This window comes from Sphingobium indicum BiD32, assembly GCF_000382885.1.
In the GTDB taxonomy this organism is placed as follows: Bacteria; Pseudomonadota; Alphaproteobacteria; order Sphingomonadales; family Sphingomonadaceae; genus Sphingobium; species Sphingobium japonicum_C.
This window is the reverse complement of record NZ_CAVK010000180.1, coordinates 1-2,234: the sequence shown is the minus strand read 5'-3', so window position 1 is coordinate 2,234 and position 2,234 is coordinate 1. Positions and strand designations below refer to the sequence as shown.

Here is a 2,234-nt window from a genome sequence, read left to right as displayed (position 1 = left end):
AAATCCGTTACAAGTCCACAACTCCGCCGTTGACTATTGGAGCGGTAGTCGTAGGCCGCAGGAGAACGCCTTCTCGACCTCCTTGGTCGCACTGGATGTAGCCACCGGCAAGCCGCGCTGGCGGTTCCAAATGGTGCGCCGCGATGTGTGGGACTATGATCTGGGGGCGCAGGCAACCCTGATCGATTTCCCGAGCGGCCGCGGATCGGTGCCGGCGCTGATTCTGCCGAGCAAGCAGGGCGATATCTACGTCCTGGACCGGCGTACCGGGCGACCGCTTTTTCCCGTCCAGGAACGCGCCGCTCCTCGAACCGGCGTCGAACCCCAGCTTCGCAGCCCGACCCAGCCATCCTCAACCTATCACACGCTCGCTTTCCCGCAGCTAACCGAAGCCGACATGTGGGGCATGTCGCCGATCGACCAGATGATCTGCCGCATCCAGTTCCGCCGCGCTGAGTATCGAGGCATGTACACCCCGCCCACGGCCGACAAGCGCTTCATCGAATATCCCGGCTATAATGGCGGGACCGATTGGGGCGGCATTGCCGTCGATCCAGTGCATGGTGTGATCGTGGCCAACTACAACAACATGCCGAACTACAACCGGCTCGTCCCGCGCCAGGAGGCTGAAAGGCTGGGATTTCCCGTGCCGCGCAGCGAGGCGCGCGGCGGCGACATGGGCGAAGCCGGCCACGGCTCGCGTGATCCGCAAAAGGGTACACCGTACGCGATCGCCGTCAATCCAGGCTGGCGACTGCCGCTCACCGGTTTGCTGTGCAAACGCCCGCCTTATGGTGGAATTCGCGCCATCGACCTGCGGACCGGCCGCACGATTTGGGATAGGGCGTTCGGCACGGCAAGGCGCAATGGGCCTTGGGGCATCGCCTCGATGCTGCCGCTCACTATCGGTACGCCAAACAATGGCGGCGCGGTGGTGACAGCGGGCGGATTGGTATTCATCGCTGCGGCCACCGACAATCTTATTCGCGCGATCAATCTGAAAACTGGCAAGACAGTATGGCAGGATACGCTTCCAGCGGGCGGGCAGGCAACACCCATGGTATACGAAATCAACGGGAAACAATATCTGGTGATCATGGCCGGCGGCCACCATTTCATGGAAACGCCGATCGGTGATGCATTGGTTGCCTACGCATTGCCCGATTGATTTTGCGATCGAGCACGTCACCTAAGTCGCCAGCACGCTGAGTAGATTACTGCTCTTGAAGCCAAATGAACGATCGATTCCTCGGAGCTCTCCGTTTCTGCGCTTATCTACGGCGGGCTCAACGGATCGAGGTTTAGACCGTACGGTAGCAAACGCTGCTGATTTTCATGTCTGGGCGGCATCAGCCCGCTCGCCTTCGAAGCCAAGGTGGCTTAATGAGATAGGTGACCGGCACAGAACCGTTGCAAGTCCAGAGTGACGGGAATGGTCATCTGAAGAACGTCTGCCCGCTTCACTGGGAGAGATGCTGCGTGGCGCGTAAGCTGGGGATGGCTTCCGAGTCGAGCATGAGCGCTGTTTAACTCAGATCGGATCGATCGCGTTGAACCCATTGGGCCTTTGCGTGTTGAAATCTTGCTCCCAACAGATTTGGACTGCGCACCATGACCGACCCAAGACCACCCCAACCAGAGCAACAGCAATCGATGCCGGGGCTGACCGAGCCTATGGATCCACGCCCTGACCACGGCGAAAAGAGCTATCAGGGATCGGGTAAGCTGAGCGGCAAGACGGCGATCATCACGGGTGGCGACAGTGGCATCGGGCGCGCTGTTGCGATCGCTTTCGCGCGAGAGGGTGCCGACATCCTCATTTCCTATCTCAATGAAGAAGAGGATGGCAAGAAACGGCGAAGTGGGTCGAGGAGGCGGGTCGCAGGGTGGTGCTAGTGGCGGGTGACATCAGCGATGCCGGCCATTGTCGACTGATCATTGATCGTGCGCTGGAAGAGTTCGGCGATCTACATATCCTCGTGAACAACGCAGCCCATCAGGCGAGCTTCGAAAAGATCGGGGACATTTCAGATGAGGAATGGCAGCAGACATTCACCACTAACATTCATGCGATGTTCTATCTTGTCAAAGCGGCGGAGCCGCACTTGAGAGGTGGCCTGGCAAAATTGGACAGTAAGATAAGTGGATTTTCTGCCTGACGGCGGCCAGGATGGCTGCGTGACAGGAGTAGAAATGAGCAAACGACCCCGCCGGAATCACAGCCCGGCATTCAA

1 protein-coding gene and 1 pseudogene are annotated in these 2,234 nt (G+C 59.1%); both read left to right on the top strand.

Features of this window, described 5'->3' with window-relative positions; translation table 11 throughout:
- Positions 1-1,168, top strand: a 1,168-nt coding sequence (locus tag EBBID32_RS17485) for an outer membrane protein assembly factor BamB family protein (protein ID WP_037491558.1), incomplete at its 5' end; no start/stop codon positions are given.
- A 443-nt stretch (positions 1,169-1,611) separates the two neighbouring features.
- A pseudogene (locus EBBID32_RS25275) lies at positions 1,612-2,159 on the top strand (SDR family NAD(P)-dependent oxidoreductase).
- Positions 2,160-2,234 lie beyond the last annotated feature (75 nt).